Source organism: Oceanimonas sp. AH20CE76, from assembly GCF_039654065.1.
GTDB classification, from domain to species: Bacteria; Pseudomonadota; Gammaproteobacteria; order Enterobacterales; family Aeromonadaceae; genus Oceanimonas; species Oceanimonas smirnovii.
Genome location: NZ_CP155481.1, coordinates 1,969,567 through 1,987,209 on the forward strand (window position 1 = coordinate 1,969,567; position 17,643 = coordinate 1,987,209).

18 protein-coding genes are annotated in these 17,643 nt (G+C 57.8%); 4 read left to right on the plus strand and 14 right to left on the minus strand.

Annotated elements, in window-relative coordinates:
• Window positions 1-154: 154 nt before the first annotated feature.
• On the minus strand, window positions 155-1,438 hold the full coding sequence (locus N2M06_RS09555; protein WP_346350642.1) for a DUF4010 domain-containing protein: 1,284 nt from the start codon (window positions 1,436-1,438) through the stop codon (window positions 155-157).
• A gap of 14 nt (window positions 1,439-1,452) precedes the next feature.
• On the minus strand, window positions 1,453-2,577 hold the full coding sequence (gene ald / locus N2M06_RS09560; RefSeq protein WP_317075049.1) for an alanine dehydrogenase: 1,125 nt from the start codon (window positions 2,575-2,577) through the stop codon (window positions 1,453-1,455).
• Between the two features lie 159 nt (window positions 2,578-2,736).
• Between ald and N2M06_RS09565 the strand changes: the two genes are divergently transcribed.
• A complete protein-coding gene (locus N2M06_RS09565; RefSeq protein WP_019934867.1) occupies window positions 2,737-3,285 on the plus strand; it encodes a cupin domain-containing protein in 549 nt (182 codons plus the stop codon).
• On the opposite strand, the gene N2M06_RS09570 is transcribed toward N2M06_RS09565, so the two are convergent.
• From N2M06_RS09570 to N2M06_RS09600, 7 genes are all read right to left on the minus strand, one after another.
• Window positions 3,286-3,828 carry a cupin domain-containing protein gene (locus N2M06_RS09570; protein WP_317075051.1) on the minus strand — a complete coding sequence of 181 codons (543 nt, stop codon included), beginning with the start codon at window positions 3,826-3,828 and terminating at the stop codon, window positions 3,286-3,288.
• 10 nt (window positions 3,829-3,838) lie between these two features.
• Window positions 3,839-4,684: a putrescine ABC transporter permease PotI gene (gene potI / locus N2M06_RS09575; RefSeq protein ID WP_019934869.1), complete on the minus strand. Its 846-nt coding sequence runs from the start codon at window positions 4,682-4,684 to the stop codon at window positions 3,839-3,841.
• Window positions 4,685-4,687: 3 nt separating this feature from the next.
• Entirely contained in the window at window positions 4,688-5,578 is an 891-nt protein-coding gene (potH, locus tag N2M06_RS09580) for a putrescine ABC transporter permease PotH (protein ID WP_019934870.1), read from the minus strand.
• A 12-nt stretch (window positions 5,579-5,590) separates the two neighbouring features.
• Window positions 5,591-6,712 (minus strand): putrescine ABC transporter ATP-binding subunit PotG, encoded by a 1,122-nt coding sequence (gene potG, locus N2M06_RS09585; RefSeq protein ID WP_317075053.1) that lies wholly within the window; start codon window positions 6,710-6,712, stop codon window positions 5,591-5,593.
• A 191-nt stretch (window positions 6,713-6,903) separates the two neighbouring features.
• A complete protein-coding gene (locus tag N2M06_RS09590; RefSeq protein ID WP_346350643.1) occupies window positions 6,904-8,010 on the minus strand; it encodes an extracellular solute-binding protein in 1,107 nt (368 codons plus the stop codon).
• Window positions 8,003-9,385, minus strand: coding sequence for an aspartate aminotransferase family protein (locus N2M06_RS09595; protein WP_317075054.1), 1,383 nt, complete (start codon window positions 9,383-9,385; stop codon window positions 8,003-8,005). Before N2M06_RS09595 ends, N2M06_RS09590 begins: the two co-directional genes overlap by 8 nt.
• A 19-nt stretch (window positions 9,386-9,404) precedes the next feature.
• Window positions 9,405-10,733 (minus strand): glutamine synthetase family protein, encoded by a 1,329-nt coding sequence (locus tag N2M06_RS09600; RefSeq protein WP_346352171.1) that lies wholly within the window; start codon window positions 10,731-10,733, stop codon window positions 9,405-9,407.
• Window positions 10,734-10,949: 216 nt separating this feature from the next.
• Between N2M06_RS09600 and N2M06_RS09605 the strand changes: the two genes are divergently transcribed.
• Genes N2M06_RS09605 through N2M06_RS09615 form a run of 3 tightly spaced genes read left to right on the plus strand, consistent with a single transcriptional unit; the run spans window position 10,950 to window position 13,908 of the window.
• Window positions 10,950-12,308, plus strand: coding sequence for a glutamine synthetase family protein (locus tag N2M06_RS09605; RefSeq protein WP_346350644.1), 1,359 nt, complete (start codon window positions 10,950-10,952; stop codon window positions 12,306-12,308).
• Window positions 12,309-12,323: 15 nt separating this feature from the next.
• The gene (locus N2M06_RS09610; RefSeq protein WP_346350645.1) at window positions 12,324-13,598 is read left to right on the plus strand and encodes an FAD-binding oxidoreductase; all 1,275 of its coding nucleotides are present in this window, start codon (window positions 12,324-12,326) and stop codon (window positions 13,596-13,598) included.
• Between the two features lie 49 nt (window positions 13,599-13,647).
• Entirely contained in the window at window positions 13,648-13,908 is a 261-nt protein-coding gene (locus N2M06_RS09615) for a DUF1289 domain-containing protein (RefSeq protein WP_346350646.1), read from the plus strand.
• Window positions 13,909-14,114: 206 nt separating this feature from the next.
• Here the strand turns inward: N2M06_RS09615 and N2M06_RS09620 are convergent, their stop codons facing one another.
• The 5 genes from N2M06_RS09620 to queC form a co-directional block, all read right to left on the minus strand.
• Window positions 14,115-14,960 carry an alpha/beta hydrolase gene (locus tag N2M06_RS09620; RefSeq protein ID WP_346350647.1) on the minus strand — a complete coding sequence of 282 codons (846 nt, stop codon included), beginning with the start codon at window positions 14,958-14,960 and terminating at the stop codon, window positions 14,115-14,117.
• A complete protein-coding gene (locus tag N2M06_RS09625; RefSeq protein WP_019934879.1) occupies window positions 14,953-15,753 on the minus strand; it encodes a MetQ/NlpA family ABC transporter substrate-binding protein in 801 nt (266 codons plus the stop codon). The genes N2M06_RS09620 and N2M06_RS09625 overlap by 8 nt, the downstream gene beginning before the upstream one ends.
• An 88-nt stretch (window positions 15,754-15,841) precedes the next feature.
• Window positions 15,842-16,558 (minus strand): 7-carboxy-7-deazaguanine synthase QueE, encoded by a 717-nt coding sequence (gene queE, locus N2M06_RS09630; protein ID WP_317075060.1) that lies wholly within the window; start codon window positions 16,556-16,558, stop codon window positions 15,842-15,844.
• On the minus strand, window positions 16,555-16,911 hold the full coding sequence (gene queD / locus N2M06_RS09635; RefSeq protein WP_019934881.1) for a 6-carboxytetrahydropterin synthase QueD: 357 nt from the start codon (window positions 16,909-16,911) through the stop codon (window positions 16,555-16,557). Before queD ends, queE begins: the two co-directional genes overlap by 4 nt.
• Window positions 16,911-17,606: a 7-cyano-7-deazaguanine synthase QueC gene (queC, locus tag N2M06_RS09640; RefSeq protein ID WP_346350648.1), complete on the minus strand. Its 696-nt coding sequence runs from the start codon at window positions 17,604-17,606 to the stop codon at window positions 16,911-16,913. The genes queD and queC overlap by 1 nt, the downstream gene beginning before the upstream one ends.
• Between the last annotated feature and the right edge of the window lie 37 nt (window positions 17,607-17,643).

Below are 17,643 nucleotides of genomic sequence, written 5' to 3' on the forward strand. Positions count from 1 at the left end.
CCGGCCTTTGGCCGGAGCTATAAGCTATAAAATATTAATAAGCAGCGTGTATCAGGCAACGCTGCTTTTTTCTTTTCAGACACCACCATCACTTCATCACTACCGCAATTTCCACAGCCTCTTCTGTACAACTTATAGCTTACGGCTGAAAGCTTTAGTTCAGGCTCCAGGCGGTGAGCAGGCCGGCGATCAGGGAGATGCCCATGGGCCAGGCTACCCGCCGGCCAAGCGCGCTGTCACCCAGGCTGACTGCCATGCCCGCCTTGACCAGATTGTTGACCGAGGCCGCCAGCACGATTCCCAGCACAGCGGTTCCCGCATCCAGACTGCTCTGGGACATGCGGGTTAACGACAGGGTAATGGCATCCACATCAGTCACTCCCGATGCCAATGCCAGCAACAGCACACCGGCATTGCCCAGCGCCTGTTTCAGCCATTCTCCCAGTACCATAATCAACAGAATAAGACCGCCAAACAACAATGCGGCCTTCAAGTCCAGCGGATTCATATTCAGACTGGGCTGCTCCACACTGCCGCCGGCGCTGTGCCGGTGCCAGATCACCGCCGCCGGGCCATAAAGCAGCAAGGTCATCACCAGCACCGGCCACCACAAAATGGGCAGCAAGGCCGGATTAATCAATGCACAATACACCAGAATACGGGGAAACATGGTGCCACAGGCCAGCAGCACACCGGCCGCCAGCAAGGGCGACAGCACAGGTGACTCCTTTGACAGCCTTGAATAGTGCAGAGTAAGGGCGGTAGAGGAGCTGAGCCCGGCAAACAGGCTGGTGAACAAAATCCCTTTTTCAGTGCCGCCCACGCGAATGGCAAAATAACCCAGAAAGGAAATGGAGGCGATCAAGACCACCATCCACCAGATCTCAAAGGGATTAATCACGCCACCCGGCCCCATGGCCTGATTGGGCAGCAGCGGCAGCATCACCACCGTAATCAGCAGCAGTTTAAGGCCGGCGTCCAGCTCATGCTCCTGCAGCTTGCGCAGCAGGCCATGAATTTCCTGTTTGTTATCCAGAATAAAGGCCGTGATCACCGCCGCCGTGGCGGCAATGGCCGGACTGTTCACCACCGCCAGAGCACCAAAGCAAAACGTCAGCAGCAGGCCAATGCTGCCGGTAATGCTGAAGTCATTCATGGTGCGCACCTGAGCCCGGTAAGCCACCAGACTGATGGCCACCACACTCGCCAGTCCTGCCACCAGCAGCCAATGGCTGGTGCTTTGTCCGAGCAACGCCATCAGTCCGCCCAGCAGACCGGTCAGCGAGTGAGTACGAATGCCGGCAATACGCTGGCCGGCTTCGGCCTTGCGCCACTGCCAGCCCCGCTGAATACCAATCAGGGCACCCAGTAACAGGGCAATACCAAGGCGCACCAGTGCCTGATGATCACGCCACAACTCGGCGGCCAGCTCATTCATGTCTGTTTATCCGCTTAGTCCTGTTCAGCCAGCACCTGCTCCAGTGGCTGATGAGTCAGATTATGTGCCTCGGCCACCGCCTGATACACCAGCTTGCCGTTGTGAATATTCAGCCCGCGGGCCAGATGCGGATCTGCCTGCATGGCCTTGCGCCAGCCCTTGTTGGCCAAAGCCTGCACAAAAGGCAGCGTGGCGTTGGTAAGCGCCAGGGTAGAGGTGCGGGCCACACCGCCGGGCATGTTGGCCACGCAATAGTGCACCACGCCATCCAGCTCAAAGGTAGGCTGCTGATGAGTGGTGGGCTTGCTGGTTTCAAAACAGCCGCCCTGATCAATGGCCACATCCACCAGCACGGCCCCCTTGGGCAGTTTTTTTAGCATATCCCGGGTCACCAGCTTGGGCGCAGAAGCACCGGGGATCAGCACGGCACCAATCACCAGATCCGCCCGTGACAGCTCGGCCTCAATGGCATCGGCAGTGGAATACTGGGTTTTAATGGCCGGGCCATAGAGCGCGTCGAGCTGAGTGAGCCGGGGCAAGGATCTGTCAAAAATAGTGACGTCGGCCCCCAGCCCCATGGCCACCCGGGCCGCGTTCACGCCCACTACCCCGCCGCCCAGCACCAGCACCCGGGCCGGCACCACGCCGGGCACGCCTCCCAGTAACACACCTCGTCCGCCTTGCGCTTTCTCAAGGCAGTGAGCACCGGCCTGCACCGCCATGCGGCCGGCCACTTCACTCATGGGGGCCAGCAACGGCAAACCGCCGTGATCGTCGGTGACGGTTTCATAGGCAATGGCGGTGCAGCCCGAAGCCAGCAGGCCCTTGGTCTGAGCTTCATCCGGTGCCAGATGCAAATAGGTAAATAGTACCTGACCGGGTCTCAGCCGCTGATACTCTTCCGGCTGTGGCTCTTTTACCTTAATAATCAGCTCGGCACCGGCAAACAAAGCACCGGCGTCCTGCACCAGCTCGGCCCCGGCGGCGGCATATTGCTCATCACTGAACCCCACGCCCTCACCGGCACCGGTTTGCACCCGCACTGTATGCCCGGCTCTGGTCAGCTCGCGCACACCACCCGGCGTCATCCCCACCCGGTACTCATGATTCTTGATTTCTTTGGGTACTGCGATATCCATGTTCAACCCCTGTGTGCGTACCTGTTTTAGAGTAGAATGCGGTCACTACACGGCCGCTTGCATTCATTGTTGTTGCTTCTTTTGTTATAGAAGCCGGAGCGACATTCTGCTTGCGCAATAATAAAGATTCAATTGCAACTTAGGGAGTACACCGCCGTTATGGATATTGGCCTTCGTCTTAAAACCATTCGCCTGCAGGCTAAACTGTCGCAGCGGGAGCTGGCCAAACGCTCCGGCGTGACCAACGGCTTTATTTCCCAGGTCGAAAAAAACCAGGTCAGCCCGTCCATTGGCTCTTTGAAAAAGCTGCTGGACGGCTTTCCCATGACACTGGCGGACTTTTTTGCCGAGGAAGAAGCCGCTGATGCCATTAAACCTGTGGTGTACCGGGCTGAAGATCAGCCCGAGCGCGGTACCGGTAATATCAGCTACCGGCTGATTGGCAGCCGTTTTCCGGGCCGGCATATTACTCTGCTGCGAGAAACCATGCCCATTGGTGCCGATACCGGCCCGGACATGATCAGCCACCCGGGCCAGGAGTGCGGTGTGGTGATTGAGGGCAGACTGTTACTGGTAGTAGGCGAACGCCGTTTTGAACTGGGCCCGGGCGACGGCTACTACTTCGACAGCACAGAGCCTCACCGTTTCGTGAATATTGGCGACAAGGAGCTGCATATTGTTTCTGCCAGCCAGCCCCAGACCATGTAACTAAAAGGTGGGCGGTGTGGCAGCGGAGATCAGCTCGCAGGCCTGAGTACCCGGGTTGCGAAAGCGGTGTGGCTGATGAGTATCAAAGTAATAGCCGTCACCGGCCTTAAGCAAGCGGCATTCCTCCCCCACGGTAATTTCAATCTCACCACTGAGCACCAGGCCGGCTTCTTCCGCGTCATTACTGAGCATTTCCGGGCCGGTATCGGCACCGGGCGGATAATGCTCCCGCAGCAGCGCCAGCTTGCGATCACTGCCCGGTGGCCCCAGCAGCCACATGGTGACGCCATTACTGCCCAGCTTCACCAGTTCATCGGCGCGAAAAAAAACGGGCCTGCCGGCGTTATGCTCCAGACTGAAAAACGCCCCCATGGAGATGGGAAAGCCATCCAGCACTTTTTTTAACGTCGCCACCGACGGATTTACCGCCGCCTGCTCTATTTGCGAGATCAGGCTGTTACTCACACCGGCCCGCTTGGCCAGCTCCCGCTGGGTCAGGCCATGCCGGATGCGCAGCCATTTCAGTCGCTCGGGTAAATCCATGGCAACCTCCTCAGCCGGTCCGGGCAGCGGCCGCTTCCTGTGCCCGGCGCTTTTCGGCCCGGGCCATCAGCCACCAGCCGATAAAGGTCACCAGCGACACTATCACGATGATAATAGTGGCCAGGGCGTTGATCTTGGGGCTGACTCCCAGCCGTACACTGGAAAACACCACCATGGGCAAGGTAGTGGCATTGGGTCCGGACACAAAGCTGGCGATCACCAGATCGTCCAGCGACAGGGTAAATGCCAGCAGCCAGCCGGCAACAATGGCCGGCGCAATAATGGGCAGGGTGATCACAAAAAATACCTTGAGCGGCCGCGCGCCCAGATCCATGGCGGCCTCTTCCAGCGAGCGGTCCAGCTCACGCAGACGGGAGCTGACCACCACCGCCACATAGGCGGTACAGAAGGTCACATGGGCAATCCAGATGGTGCTCATACCGCGCTGGGCCGGCCAGCCCACCAGATCCCCCATGGCCACAAACAACAGCAGCAAGGACAGACCGGTGATCACCTCAGGCATGACCAGCGGGGCCGTGATCATAAAAGCAAATCCGCCCTCACCACGAAAGCGGCCGATGCGGGTGAGCACAAACCCCGCCACCGTGCCCAGTACCACGGCCGCACTGGCGGCAAAAAAGGCAATGGTCAGACTTAAGCCCACCGCCTGCATCATCATGTCGTCGGCCAGCAGCTCGCCGTACCATCTGGCGGACCAGCCCGCCCATACGGTGACCAGCCGGGAGCTGTTAAAGGAGTAGATGATCAGCAACAGCATGGGCGCATACAAAAACCCAAAGCCCAGCCAGAGGATCAGAGGCCGCAAACGAGAGCGGCTGACAGGAATCATATTCATGGCTCAGCCCTCCATTTCGCGGCGTTGAATGCGGTGGAACCACATTATGGGCACCATCAGCAGCAACAGCATCACACTGGCCACCGCCGCGGCTACCGGCCAGTCCCGGTTATTAAAGAATTCCTGCCACAGCACTCGGCCAATCAACAGGGTATCAGGGCCGCCAAGCAGTTCAGGAATCACAAACTCCCCCACCGCCGGAATAAACACCAGCATGGCACCGGCAATAATGCCGCCTTTCACCAGCGGTACTATCACCGTAAACAGGGTTGTCATGGGCCGGGCGCCAAGATCGGCGGCGGCTTCCACCAGGGAGTAGTCCAGCCGCATCAAGGCGGTATAAAGCGGCAATATCATAAAAGGCAGATAGGCATACACAATGCCGATATAAACGGCGGTGTTGGTGTTGAGAATTTGCAGCGGCTCGTCAATGGCTCCCAGCCACAGCAGCGCATTATTAAGAAAGCCGGTATTACCCAGTATGCCCATCCAGGCATAAACGCGGATCAGAAACGACGTCCAGGACGGCAATATCACCAGCATCAGCAGCACATTGCGGGTAGAGGGTTTGGAGTGAACAATGGCCCAGGCCATGGGAAAGCCAATCAGCAGACATAATAATGTGGAAACAGCCGCGACTTTCAGAGATTGCAGGTAAGACTGTATATATAAGCTGTCGCTCAGCAGAAACAGATAATTGCCAAAATTAAGAATAATCTGCAGCTGCTCATCGGCAAAGCTCAGTACCTCGCTGTAGGGCGGAATGGACAGCGCCGCTTGCGACAGACTGATTTTAAATACAATCAGAAAAGGCACCAGAAAAAACAGCAGCAGCCAGGTGTAAGGCAGCGCTATCACCAGCCGCTGACCAGTGGCGATTTTCAACGTTTTCATGTATCGGCCTCCTCAGGTCATGAGCACGGCACAGCTGTCCGCATTCCAGCGCAGAAACACATTGTCACCCCAGGTAGGATTATTCTGCCGGTGCCGGTCAATATTGGGCAGGGTGGCCAAAATGCGCTTACCGGATGGCAGCCGCACATGATAAATGGAGACATCACCCAGATAGGCAATTTCATCCACCACACCCCGCAGACGATTATATTCCTGCTCCGGCTCGGTAAAGCTCAGGTGCATTTTTTCCGGCCGCACCGCTATCATGATGGGCAGGCCCTCACCAATAGACACACCATGGTTGATTTGCAACGGGCGCTTTACATCAGGGCAGCGAATCAGTGCACTGTCGGCTTCGTTACTTTCCAGCACACCGTCAAACACGTTTACCGAGCCGATAAACTCGGCACTGAAGCGGCAGTTGGGGTATTCATATACATCCAGCGGCTCGCCTACCTGCACCAGCCGGCCCTTGTTCATAATGGCTATACGTCCGGCCATGGTCATGGCCTCTTCCTGATCGTGGGTCACCATCACACAGGTCACGCCCACTTTCTCGATAATGTTCACCAGCTCCAGCTGCATTTCTTCCCTGAGCTTTTTGTCGAGCGCGCCCATGGGCTCGTCAAGCAGCAGTAGCTTGGGGCGTTTGGCCAGACTGCGCGCCAGCGCCACCCGCTGACGCTGACCGCCGGACAGCTGATGGGGCTTGCGGCGGGCATAGTCTTCCATGTGCACCAGTTTGAGCATTTCTGCCACTCGCTCAGCAATCTCGTTCTTGGGCAGCTTGTCCTGTTTCAGCCCAAAGGCGATGTTGGCTTCCACCGTCATATGGGGAAAAAGCGCGTAAGACTGAAACATCATATTGATGGGTCTGTCGTAGGGAGGCACATCGGCAATATCGACGCCGTCGAGAAAAATTTCTCCCTTGCTCGGCGGTTCAAACCCGGCCAGCATGCGCAGCAAAGTGGACTTGCCACAACCCGAGGCTCCCAGCAGGGCAAAAATTTCCCCCCGCTGCACTTCCAGGCTGACGTCGTCCACCGCCGGCTGACCATCATATAACTTGCTGACGCCGCGAATATTTAAAAACGGTGCCGTGACCGCACTAATGGCTTGTTCCTGCTCTGGCATGCTTGTCTCCGTATTGCTTGCTTAACGTTAGCTGACCTGCAAAAACATTGAAGCTCCGGAGCAACGGCAGGGATTACCGGATTCGACCGTCAAATGCCAGGGATGGCATTTGACGAGCGCTACATGGATGTACTTGCAGCGTGTCGAAGGAGGTAGCCCTGCCGGTGCTTCGGTGTGGCTCCGAAGCTTGTTTACCTGCCAGTTTTTACCCGGGTCCAGGCGCGGGTGATCACCCGGTTTACTTTTTGCGGCAACAGTTTGGCGGTGTAAAGCTTGTCGGCCACTTCCTGGCTGGGATAAATGCCCGGATCGTTAAGAATGTCGGCATCCACAAACTCATTGGCGTTTTTATTGGGGTTGGCGTAAGCCACATAGTTGGAGACTTCCCCTATCACCTCGGGCTTGAGCAGGTAGTTAATCAGTGCATGAGCATTGTCGGGGTGTTTGGCATCCTTGGGAATGGTCAGCATATCCACCCACATCAGCGCTCCTTCCTTTGGAATGCGATAGGCCACCTTGACGCCTCTGTCTGCTTCATCGGCTCTGTCTCTGGCCTGCAGTATGTCGCCGGACCAGCCCACGGCCACGCAGATGTCACCGTTGGCCAGATCGTTAATGTATTTGGAGGAATGGAAATAGGTAATGTGGGGGCGCAGCTGCATCATCAGATCGGTAGCCGGACCATTGTAGTCGGCGGCATTGGTGCTGTTCGGATCCAGCCCTTTATAGTTGAGCGCCGCGGCGAAAATTTCGGTGGGCGCATCCAGAAAAGCCACGCCACAACCAGCCAGCTTTTCCAGGTTGTCCGGGTTCAGTACCAGCTCCCAGGAGTCGACCGGCGCATCCTCGCCTAACGCCTCTTTCACCTTGTCGACGTTATAACCTATGCCGGTGGTGCCCCATAAATAGGGAATGCCAAACTGGTTGCCGGGATCTTTCTCCTGCAGCAACGCCATGATGCGCGGATCCAGGTTGTCGTAATTGGGCAGTTTTTGCTTGTTCAGCGGTAAAAAAGCCCCGGCCTGAATTTGCCGGCCCATAAAGTCACCGGTGGGCACGACCACATCAAAACCGGTATTGCCCGCCAGCAGCTTGGCTTCCAGCACTTCGTTGGAGTCAAATACATCGTAGGTGACCTCAATGCCGGTTTCTTTGGTGAAGTTGGCCAGGGTGTCTTCGGCGATATAATCAGACCAGTTATAAAAGTTGACCTGAGCCGGCTCCTGCGCCTGTACATTCAGCGCCAGTGCCACACCGGCGGCCAGCAGTCCGGTTTTAAAAACGGGAGATTTAGTCATGGTGCTTTCCTTGTCGGTTGTTCAGCGTAGAAAGGGTCAAATCCAGCGTTTGGCGTGCCTTGTCTATCAGCTCGTCTACCTGCTGATGAGTGATCACCAGCGGCGGTGAAATAATCATGGTGTCGCCCACGGCGCGCATCACCAGCCCCATCTCCAGGCTGTGCTCCCGGCAAATCATGCCGGCACCGGCGCTCTCTGAGTAGCGGGCTTGCGTGGCTTTGTCGGCCACCAGTTCCAGCGCGGCTACCAGCCCCAGACCACGGGTCTCCCCTACCAGAGGATGGCTGGCCAGACTGGCCCAGCGCTGTTGCAGGTAAGGGCCAATATCATCATGCACCCGCTCAATAATGTGCTCTTGCTGCATCACTTCGATATTGGCCTGGGCCACGGCACAGGCCACCGGGTGGCCTGAGTAAGTGTAGCCGTGAAAGAATTCTCCACCGGCAATCAGGGTGTGTGCCACCCGCTCACCCACCGCCACCGCACCCAGGGGAATGTAGCCGGAGGTAATGCCCTTGGCCATGCACAGCAAGTCAGGCTCCAGGCCATAGTATTCGCTGGCAAACCAGTGGCCGGTGCGGCCAAAGCCGCAGATCACTTCATCCACCACCAGCAGAATGTCGTACTTTTTACAGATGCGCTGTATTTCCGGCCAGTAACTGGCGGGAGGAATAATGACGCCGCCGGCCCCCTGAATGGGCTCGCCGATAAAAGCGGCTATCCGCTCGGGCCCAAGCTCCAGAATTTTCTGCTCCAGCTGCCCGGCCCGCTCCAGACCAAATTCATGGGGCGTCATTCCCTGCCCTTCGGCAAAATAATAGGGCTGATCAATATGCACCATGTCCGGCAGCGGCAGACCGCCCTGTGCATGCATGGGCTTCATACCGCCAAGAGAGGCCCCGGCAAGCGTGGAGCCGTGATAGGCATTTTTGCGGCTGATAATCACCTGCCGCTTCGGCTGGCCCTGCTGTGCCCAGAAATGTCGCACCATGCGCACGACAGTGTCGTTACACTCGGAGCCGGAGCCGGTAAAAAACACATGCTGCATATTCCCGGGCAAAATACCCGCCAGGGTGGCGGCAAGCCTGGCCGCCGGCGGATGGGTGGTCTGAAAAAACAGATTGTAATAAGGCAGCTGCTGTAACTGCTGATGCGCCGCCTCTATCAGCTCCTGACGGCCATAGCCCAGATTCACACACCAAAGCCCGGCCATGCCGTCAAGAATGCGCTGGCCCTGGCTGTCCCACAAATACACCCCCTCACCCCGCTCAATCACCCGGGCCCCCTTTTGCTGCAGCGCCCGGCTGTCAGTGAAAGGATGCAGATGATGAGACGCATCCAGCTGTTGCCACGATACTTGATTCAACTCCGGCATGATTGACTCCTGTCAGCAGTTATACGTTCAGCAGCAGAAACTCCCGTTCCCAGGCGCTGATCACCGTAAAGAAAGCTTCATATTCCTTGCGCTTGACCGCGATAAAGGCCCGTACAAAGCGATCCCCCAATATGTCCCGCAGCTGCTCGCACTGCTCCAGCTCCAGCAGGGCTTCTTCGAGGTTGCGAGCCAGGCCAAAGGGCATGTCGTAGGCGCTGCCCACCACTTCTTCCGTAGGAGCAATGCGCTGTTTCATGCCGAGGTAACCGCAGGCCAGGCTGGCTGCGAGCGCCAGATAAGGGTTAGCATCGGCACCGGCAAAGCGGTTTTCAATACGCCGGTCAGCCAGGCCCGAACGCGGTACCCGCAGCCCCACAGTGCGGTTGTCTTCTCCCCAGGCCATATTGCGCGGAGCTGAGTCACCAAAAGCCAGCCGGCGGTAGGAGTTAACATTGGGCGCAAACAGCGCCACCGCTCCGGGAATAAAGCGCTGCATGCCACCTATATAATGGAGAAACAGCTCACTGTGACTGCCGTCCGGGTTAGCAAACAGATTGTTACCTTCTGCATCTACCAGGCTCTGATGAATGTGCATGGCGCTGCCGGGTTCGTTTTTCATCGGCTTGGCCATAAAGGTGGCGTACACATTGTGGCGCATGGCCGCCTCGCGCATGGTGCGCTTGAACAGAAACACCTGATCGGCCAGCTCCATGGCATCGCCATGAATAAAGTTCACCTCCATCTGCGCCGCCCCGGATTCGTGGATCAGGGTATCCACTTCCAGCTCCTGCGCCTCGCAGAAGTCGTACATTTCCTCAAAGATGGGGTCAAACTCGTTAACCGCATCAATGCTGAACGACTGACGCGCGGTCTCGGGCCGGCCATTGCGGCCAATGGGGGGCTCCAGCGGGTAGTCCCAGTCTTCGTTTTTCTTCACCAGAAAAAATTCAAGCTCGGGAGCCACTACCGGCCGCCAGCCTTCCTGCTCGTAAAGCTTGAGTACCCGGCGCAGCACACTGCGCGGCGCAATTTCCACCGGATTACCGTCGGCATCGAAACAGTCGTGGATCACCTGTGCGGTGGGTTCGCTGGCCCAGGGCACCAGACGGGGCGTATTGATGTCGGCATGCAGCTCCATGTCGCGCTCGGTCCAGTCGATGTTTTCATCATCGGGCCAGTCGCCATTCACGGTTTGCAGAAAAATATTGTCGGGCAGGCGCATACCGCCTTCTTTCAGAAACTTGCTGGCGGGCAGTATTTTGCCCCGGGCATTACCGGTAAAGTCGGGCAGCAGGCATTCCACTTCGGTAATGGCATGCTGCTGCATCCACTGGCGCAGCCATTCCATATCGCGATTTTCAGGATCTTGAACACTCATAATTCAGGCTCTGGATGAAAAACACACTGGTCAGCATAGTCCATATCGGTGTAAAAGTATGCTAGACATAGACATAGCGTATCGTTAATAAAAAACTAATGTTACTCTAATGTAAATTTTTAACCTTTACAATTTAACAACGTTTTATGGATAGTAAACATGGTTTGACTGTTTAAGGATAAACTCATGACCAAATCCCGTTACCGGTCCCGCACCGGCCAGCTCGCCTCATCCTGGGCTGATTATCAGTCTGTGGATCTGATGCTGTGTGATATCAATGGCGTTATTCGCGGCAAACGCATTCAGACCAGCGCCTTTGAAAAGGCGCTGGAGCAGGGCATCAGCCTGCCCGCTTCCGTGTTTGCCCTCGACATTACCGGCCAGACAGTGGAAGAAACCGGTATGGGCCTGGCGCAAGGGGACAGTGATCGGGTATGCCGGCTGCTGCCTCACACCCTGGCCCCCGTGCCCTGGCACAAAATTCCGTCCGGGCAGATTTTAATGACCATGGAAGACACGGACGGCAGCCCGTTTTTTGCCGATCCCCGCCATGTGCTGCAGGGCGTGCTGGAGCGGCTGAAAGAAAAGGGCCTGCACCCCTGCGTGGCGGTAGAGTTGGAGTTCTATCTGGTGGATCAGAAGGAAGGGGCCGACGGCCTGCCTCAGCCGCCCATTTTGCCGGGCACAGACGAGCGCATGCACGACACTCAGGTCTATTCCCTGGACGATCTCGACAGCTGGGAAGACTTTCTTATTCAGGTGGCCGAGGTGTGCAAACTGCAGGGTATTCCCGCCGACAATGCCGTGGCCGAATATGCACCGGGGCAGTTTGAAATTAACTTGACTCACCAGCACGATGCAGTGGCCGCCTGCGATCAGGCCATTCTGCTCAAGCGGGCGATCAAGGCCATTGCCATCAAGCAGGGCATGTACGCTACCTTTATGGCAAAACCTTACAACGGCCAGGCCGGCTCGGGCATGCATATTCATGTGAGCTTGCTGGATGATGACGGCAATAATGTGTTTGCCGAGGATCATGAGCTGTTGCGTCAGGCCATTGCCGGCACCCTCAGCATGCTGCCGGAGTCGATGGCGCTGTTTGCCCCCAACGCCAACTCCTTTCGCCGGTTGCAGCCCCATATGTTTGTGCCCCTGCACGCCAGCTGGGGCTTTGACAACCGCACTGTGGCGGTGCGCATTCCGTCCGGTGATCCGGCCAATACCCGGCTGGAGCACCGCGTCGCCGGTGCCGATGCCAACCCCTATCTGGTGGTGGCGGCCATTCTTGCCGCCGTAGATCACGGCATCAGCGAGCAACTGCATCCGCCCGCCCCCATTCAGGGTGATGCCAACAAGCTGGATCTGGCACTGCTGCCCTACCGCTGGCAAAGCGCACTGGACCGTTTTGCCCAGTCGCACCGGCTGTCGCAATATCTGGGCAAGGAATTTCATCGCGCTTATCTTATCAACAAGCGTTTTGAACTGGCCGAATTCGATCAGCATGTCACGCCGCTGGAATATCAGTGGTATCAACACCTAGTGTAAGAGTCAGGAGCCTTTATGCAGTCTCACGCCGATTCCTATTACGCCGCATCTGCCCACTCGGTACTCGATCACCCTGCCCTGCATGACAACCTGGAGGTGGATGTATGTATTGTGGGGGCCGGAATTACCGGCTGCAGTGCCGCACTTAATCTGGCAGAACGAGGTTATAAGGTCGCCGTGCTGGACAGCCATAAAGTGGGCTGGGGTGCCTCCGGACGCAGCGGCGGCCAGATGATTTTTGGCTATGCCTGTGAGCAGCACACCCTTAAAAAGCTGGTGGGAGACACCGTCGGCCGGCAATTATGGGACATCTCCATTGAGGCCCTCACCCAAATGCGCCAACGCATTGATAAACACAATATTCACTGTGACCTGGCCAACGGCCACCTGCATGCGGCGGTAAAACCCCGGCATATGAAAGAGCTGGAAAGCTGGGCCAACAGCCTGCGCCAGGATTATGGCTACGACTCGCTGGAGATGTGGAGCAAAGAGCAGGTGCGCGGGCAAATGAGCACTGAAGCTTATCTTGGTGGCCTGTATGACAGCGCCAGCGGTCATGTGCATCCGCTCAACTACACCCTTGGACTGGCACAAGCCGCTGCCGAGGCCGGCGCGCAGTTTTTTGAATACACCCCCGCCACCCGCATTGAGCAGGGCGAGCACCCTGTGGTACACACCCCTCATGGCGTGGTGCGCTGCCGCCATCTGTTGCTGTGCGGTAACGCCTATCTGGAGGGCATAGCGCCGGATATTGAGCGCAAGATCATGCCGGTGGGCACCTATATTACCGCTACCGAGCCGCTGGGAGAGGAGCGGGCCAGGCAATTAATTGCCAACAACATGGCAGTGGCCGATATCAACTTTGTGCTCGACTATTTTCGTCTGAGTGCTGATCACCGCCTGCTGTTCGGTGGCCGGGTCAGTTACTCCGGGCTGGATCCGGTCAACCTGGCAGACTCCATGGGCAAGCGGCTGCGCCATGTGTTTCCGCAGCTGAAAGGCGTTAAACAAGCGTACACCTGGGGCGGCTATGTGGGCATCACCATGAACCGGGCCCCCCACTTCGGCCGGCTCAACGGCAATGTGTATTTTGCCCAGGGGTTCTCCGGCCACGGCATTGCCCTGACCGGCATGGCCGGCAGCCTGATGGCCGACGCCATTGCCGGCAGCGCCGAGCGCTTTGATTTGTTTTCCCGCATTCCCCATCACGACTTTCCCGGCGGCCGGCTGCTGCGCACGCCGGCACTGGTGCTGGCCATGACCTGGTACCGGCTGCGGGATCTGTTGTAAATGTAAGCAGAATATGCTCCATTGAAAGCAATGGAAAGGAGGCGGCTTTATGGAGCAACTGGAGTTTTTTGATGTCCCCAGCCCCTGCACCGGCGTCTGTGAGGTTAACAACCGGGGCTACTGCAAGGGCTGTTTTCGCAGCCGGGACGAGCGCTTTAACTGGCTGACATTCACCTCCGCCCAGCGCCGGGAGGTGATTCGGTTATGCCAGGATCGCAAGCGCCGGGTGCTGACCGCCGCCCGCAAGAAACAGCTGGAGCTGGAGCTCGAACAACAGACCACTCCGCCGCAGGATACCCTGCCGTTGTAAGGCTACACCTCCATTGTCTGTAATAAAGGAGTTCACGAATCAGCAGCGCGGTTATACTCCGCCGACACGCTTCAAGTACCTCCATGTAACGCTCGGCAAATGCCATCCATGGCATTTGACGGTCGGCTACGGCAATCCCCACTGCTGCTTCGAGCAACGTCGGAGTTGTCGGGTCGGTAGGTTGGGACGAGTCCCAACTTAATCTGTTACAACCTTTCCCTGATAAGCCCGGCAATGCGCGCCGCCGGTGCGTCTTCCAGATGCATATGATGGCCGCCGTCGAGCACTCGATAAGTCAACTCGGACACCCGCTCAAGCAGTGGCTGCACGCCGTCAATTTCATCACCCCGTTCGGCCATCATCAGCAGCACCGGCATGCTTAGCCGCTGCAAAAATGCCGCTATCTGTTCGTTACACAAACGCACCACAGAGGGCTGGCTCAGGGCAATGTCGTGACGCCAGCACCAGCCGTCCGAGGTTTGTTCAAGGCTGCGGGCCAGCAGCCAGTTTGCGGCTTCACGGCTGACCGGGTAACGGCCACTCATGCGAGCCTGCAGCGCATCATTAAAGCTTGAGTAAGGCCGCCAGCCACGCCGGCGAATGCGCTTGCCTTTTTTCAGTGCCGCCGCCATTTGCTCCGGCAGAGTATCGGCGGCGTAGGTGCGCGGGGCCAGGCCGTCGAGCAGCATCAGCTGGCTGATCCGTTCAGGAAAAGCCCCTGCCAGCAGGGTAGCGATACTGGCCCCCATGGAGTGGCCGAGCAGCGCCACTTGCTGAAGTTCAAGTGCATCCAGCAAGGCCAGCACATCGGCCACATTATCCCAGATGTAATAGGGCTGGCCGGGAGCGCGGTGATCGGAGCGGCCGTGGCCGGCCAGATCGGGGGCAATCAAACGGACGTCGGGCAACCGCTGCGCCAGCAGGGTAAAGCTGGCGGCGTTATCGAGCCAGCCGTGCAGCGCTACCAGAGGTGTCCCTTGCGGATCCCCCCACTCCACCACCGCCAGCCGGCGGCCATCCAGATCGATATGGTATTCCCGGGGATCACTCATGCCAGGACTCAGGGTACTTGTAACCTTCAAACTGCTTGCTGGCGTACTCTTTAAACGCCTCACTGTTATAGGCGGCGATCACATCCTGCACAAAGGGTTGCTCTTTGTCTTCGGCACGCACCACCACCCAGTTGATAAAGTCGTAACTGCGCTCCAGAAACAACCCGTCGCTGAAGGGAATACCACTGGATGCGGCATAATTGCCGTTAATCACCGCAAAATCCACGTCCTGCCGTGAGCGCGGCAGCTGGGCGGCTTCCAGCATCACCAGTCGAATGCCTTTGGGATTCTCCGCCACATCAAACTCGCTGGCCTTGAGTGGATCTATGTCCTTTTTAAGGGTAATCCAGCCCATGTCTTCCAGCATCAGCAGGGCCCGGGCCTGATTGGTGGGATCATTGGGAATGGCAACCGTGCTGCCCGGCTTTACCTGTTCAAGCGAATCCGCCTTACCGGCATAGAGCCCCATGGGGCCGGTGGGTACCTGGGTGATGGGGCTCAGCGCCAGGCCGCGGCTTTGGCTGAAAGTATCCAGATAAGGCTTGTGCTGAAAACAGTTTACATCCAGTGAACCTTCCGCCAGGGCCAGATTGGGCATCACATAATCGGTAAACTCCACCAGTGTCACTGTGTAGCCCTGCGCTTCAAGCTGGGGCTTGATCGACTCGGTGACCATGTCGGCAAAGTCGCCGACTGTGGTACCAATCACAATTTCCTGTTTGGCCTCATCCACCGCCAGCAGCGGAAAAGAGCACAGCGCTAGTAAAGGCAGAGCGAGGGAAAGACGGGACATAAGCACTCCTTTGAAACGGAATCACATAACGGACGTTTAGACGTCCATAATATGCAAGAGGATTCAAACAGGCAATGGATTTATCGGCTTACACGCCCCGCTCGTTGTTCCAGATAATCACATGCAGCTGGGGCAGCACCCGGGCGTTGAACCAGCCATCGGCGGTGACTCTGTCCACCAGCCAGCGCAGGCGAGCATTCAGCGCCTCAAGATCGGTTTCCCGCTCCGGCTCGTCGGGGGTGGCGGGCACCGGGTTGCAGGGCTGCAGGGTGAGCGGCAGTTGCGGATAGCGGGCGGCAAATTCACGGGCCCACTGATAATCGGCTTCGTCGGCAATCACCAGTTTGAGGGTGACTTGCGTATTCACCCCGGCGGCGGCCAGACAGGCATCAAACCGGCTTTGGCTGAAGGCCATGCCCGCCGACGGCGGCTTGGGGCTTAAGGTCAGGTGATCGAGCTGGGCAAACCAGTCCTGCACCTTGCTGCCCTGAGTTTCAATGGCAAAGGTGTAGCCCCGTGCATGGCCAAGATCCAGCAGCTCCCCCAGCGGTTGCAGCGCCGGATTACCGCCGGAGAGCGTTACCAGCAGTGGCCGGCCGCCGCTCAGGCGCTCCACCTCGGCCAGCACCGCCCTGGCGCTCGTGGGGGTCCAGTCGGCCTTGAAACGGGGCTCGACCGCATAGAGGGTATCGCACCAGCTGCAACGAAAGTCACAACCGCCGGTGCGCACAAACACGGTGGGCACACCGGTGAGCGCTCCTTCCCCCTGAATGGTGGGACCAAAAATTTCGCTGATGGCGATCATGGCCGGAACTCCGCCCAGGTTTTTGGGGTTTCCGATACCGCCACGGCACTCACCTCGGGCCAGCGTGCCCGCGCCCAGTCATAGAGGTGGCGGGCCAGCCGCTCGGCAGTGGTGCACTCGTCCCCCAGCACCTCGTTGAGGTGACGATGGTCAAACTGGTCGTCGATGTAATCCTTGAACGCCTTGAGTTCAAGGTAGTCGCGCACAAAGCCGTACTGATCGAGATGCTCACTTTGCAGCTCGATCACCACCACATAGTTATGGCCGTGCAGCCGGGCGCAGGGATGCCAGTCGGGCATTTGTTTCAACTGGTGCGAGGCGGAAAAATGAAACTCTTTTTTGATGGTATACATTATTTCGCCCTCGCCACTGCCTGCTGCCAGAACTCCGTGTCCTGATAAGAGGTGGGATCTTTCAGACCAGCCAGAGCCATGGCCTCAATACGCTCCACACAGGTACCACAGCGGCCGCAGTGCTGCTCGCCGCCTTCATAGCAGGACCAGGTATCGGCCACCGGCACTCTGAAGCGGGCCGCATCCCGGGCAATGTCGGTCTTGTCGGTGTTGACGTAAGGGGCCAGCAGCGCCACCTCGGCCACGCCGTCGAGGGCTTGTGCCTGCATCTCGGCAAACAGACGAATAAAGTCGGGGCGGCAGTCGGGATAGATAAAATGATCACCGCCATGCACCGCCAGTGCCACCGTATCGAGGCCACGGGCAGCGGCCACGCCAAACGCAATGGTCAGCATGATGGCATTGCGGTTGGGCACCACTGTCACCTTCATGTTTTCTTCGCTGTAGTGGCCGTGGGGCACGTCTATGTCGTCGGTCAGTGCCGAGCCGGAAAGCTGGCGGCCGATATGGCCGATGTCCATTACCAGATGAGGTACATTGAGGCGCTCGGCACACAGCCGCGCGGCGTCGATTTCTTTTTTGTGGCGCTGACCGTAGTCAAAGGTCAGCAGAGCGCCGAGGGCATTGTTCGCCGCCAGACGCCAGGCAAGCGTGACGGAGTCAAATCCGCCGGAGCAGATCAGCAGTGCTTTCATAGATTGTGTCCTTGTTTTGTCCGGGTAGGCTGCGACC